This is a genomic window from Bdellovibrionales bacterium, assembly GCA_019750295.1.
Lineage (GTDB): Bacteria > Bdellovibrionota > Bdellovibrionia > Bdellovibrionales > JAGQZY01 > JAIEOS01.
The window spans coordinates 1-2,487 of the sequence record JAIEOS010000106.1 but is presented as its reverse complement, the minus strand read 5'-3'; the positions used below and the strand labels follow the sequence as shown (position 1 = coordinate 2,487).

General features: G+C 45.1%; 2 protein-coding genes. Both read right to left on the bottom strand.

Going from position 1 to position 2,487, the window contains the following annotated elements; genetic code table 11:
* Positions 1–626: 626 nt before the first annotated feature.
* Positions 627–1,766 carry a tyrosine-type recombinase/integrase gene (locus K2Q26_13745; protein ID MBY0316582.1) on the bottom strand — a complete coding sequence of 380 codons (1,140 nt, stop codon included), beginning with the start codon at positions 1,764–1,766 and terminating at the stop codon, positions 627–629.
* A gap of 411 nt (positions 1,767–2,177) precedes the next feature.
* A partial coding sequence (locus K2Q26_13740) for a hypothetical protein (GenBank protein MBY0316581.1) occupies positions 2,178–2,487 on the bottom strand: 310 nt, incomplete at its 5' end.

The following is a 2,487-nucleotide window of genomic DNA, read 5'->3' as shown; positions in this document are numbered from 1 at the left end:
CATCTGCAAGTGCTCAAGAAGCGCACTTTTGAGTCTAAATCCTGCGTGGTCTCCTGCAAGATAGATTTTCATGTTAGGCAGATTTCTGTCCAGCTGCCACAACGTGTTCAACAAGGGTATGGGTATACCCTAGTTCATTGCTGTACCATGTCAGCTGTTTAGACCTTTTCATGGAGCTTATTGTATCACTTTTTCGAGAAAAAACCTCGCCCGCTCACCTGCTAAAATTCCGAGGACATCTCAGAAACTCAGCAGGCGAGCGAAGTGTGTAGTTGTCAAAGGACTTACAACTACGATTTTACCCGAACTCCTGACACATAGCAAGCAACAAAACGGACCCTGTTAACAACTCAACAGGCCAGGATATTTGCTTTTGACAACCCCCGAAGATTGGGCTTTTTTATCTCCCTTTTTAGCCTTTTCTCGCATGTATATTTCATGCACTGTTGAACGAGACAGGGTTTTCCCGGTCTTTTTATTCTTGTAGCGTTTCGCAAGACTCGCAAATGTATGAAGGACCGGATCGAGGTCATGCAACCTTACGATCTCGTCATTTCTTTTCTGGTGTGGCTGATTTGCCATATGTGACTAATCATATTCGATTTTCACAAATCGAAAAGTAGGAATTATACTTTTGACCACTTTCCTCCTCCTGGAGTGCGTACAATAGTCGCCCTTTTGGGAGCGTTCACGAACTGGTGATGCGATGGAATGTTTCCCTTTTGCATGTATTCGATAAAGTTCTCGAGGACTTCCTGTGCATTTTCCATACCATCCATGCTTGCGAGGCTTTTGAGATTCTTGTTGAGTCTGGATTTGTCATGTTTTGGATTTCCTGGATTATTCTTCTGGAATACCTGCCATCTCTCTTTGAGGTCATTGCCCCACATCATGGTATAGAATTGTGAGCTCTCAAGGTTTGAGTGACCGAGAATGTTCGTAACATCCGCACTTGCTCCACCCTCCTTGATAATTTTGCGACCTCCGTAATGTCGAGCGGAGTGTGCGTTGAAGATGGTCGGCAAACCGGCACGATTTGAGGTCATGCGGAAAACTTCACAGACTCCACGTCCAGTCATTCGTTTGCCACGCACATCGTATGCCGCACATTTTCTGATTGAGGTGAATACCGCACCTTGATCTTCGAATGTCATCTTGTCTTGAATTTCTGATTTCTTCTTCAGCCATGCCTTCAGATACTTTCCAGTTTGTGCCGTCCAGAATATTTCTCGGATCGGTCGGCGACCTCTCGACTTCTCTGTTTTTATAATCGCAGAGCCGGAACAATCTTTGTTGAAGTTTAGGTCTTCTTCATTGAGTGAGACAATCTCCCCGGCACGCGCCCAAGAATCCCAGACCATATGTATCAGAGCAAGGTTTCGGATATTGTTTGGATTTGTGTCGCGCGGGACCGCCTTCACCATTTTCTTGAAGTCTGCCTCATTTGCCACTCGAGGAATATTAAATTCCTTTTTAGGCAACGGGATGAGTGACTCGTTGACGCATCGATACCCTTTCAGGTTGTAGTATTCAAAAAACTTTCTCAATGCTAGGGCGACAATGGTGATGCCATTTCTTTTCCATCCTAAACGCTCCATTTCTTTCATGTAATGGAGGATGTGATGTATTTGTACCTGCTCGATATCGGGGTCACCGAATGTTAAGCAAAAAATACGGAGGACCGCATCGTAGCGGATCACCGTTTGGCCAGAGACTTTAAAGCCTCTCCAGTTTTTAAATTCTTCTATTGCTTGGCTAAATTTCATAGTATGGCCAACCAAAAAGTCCACCCAGATGCTAATCAAAGTGGACTTTCGGCGGCCTAATACTTATTAGTTTTTGGCCATTCCCAAGCTTGGGATCATACCCTTTCGGGTATGCTCTTTTATCTTACTCTATCCTTGGCGGACATAGCAAGACGTGCTCGGGTCAAAGTCTCATTGTTAGCATCTGCCGTTTCCGGCTGATCCCTTTCGGGACAATGGATTTCTTATTCGGTTGTGCACTCTATCCTAGTAGAGTGAGTATCTATTGTCAAGAAGGACAATGTATGGTTTAAAGTTTCGACAACTAAAACAGCCATAAAGTCAATTAAAATAAGGGTTTTTTGACGAGTAAAGGAAAAAGCCGCACCACCTTTTGGGTGATGCGACAGGTTTTTTTCGAATGAGGACGAATTATTTGAGCATTTTTAACCTCGTTTCCAAAAAGCTGACGATTTCCGTATCTAACGATGGCGGGCTCTGGTGAGCACCGATTTCGATAGGTAAAGAAACCCTTGGATTCTGCCGCAGGAGCTCTCCTATCGTCATTTTCTGCCCCACACGGCCGAATAGCTCGATGCTTGTCTCTAGGCAAAGCCTCGACAATTCTCGAGCCCCTTCAATCGGCAGGCTTGCCCACTCCTCGATCTTGCCGAATGGCAGAATGTAAGGAAACGCACAGCTTGAGCCTTCCGTAGTTCGGATCGGCATAAAGCCATGAGAG

Coding starts and splice junctions, on each gene's coding strand:
- K2Q26_13745 (MBY0316582.1), bottom strand. CDS start 1,766: ATGAAATTTAGCCAAGCAATAGAAGAATTTAAAAACTGGAGAGGCTTT.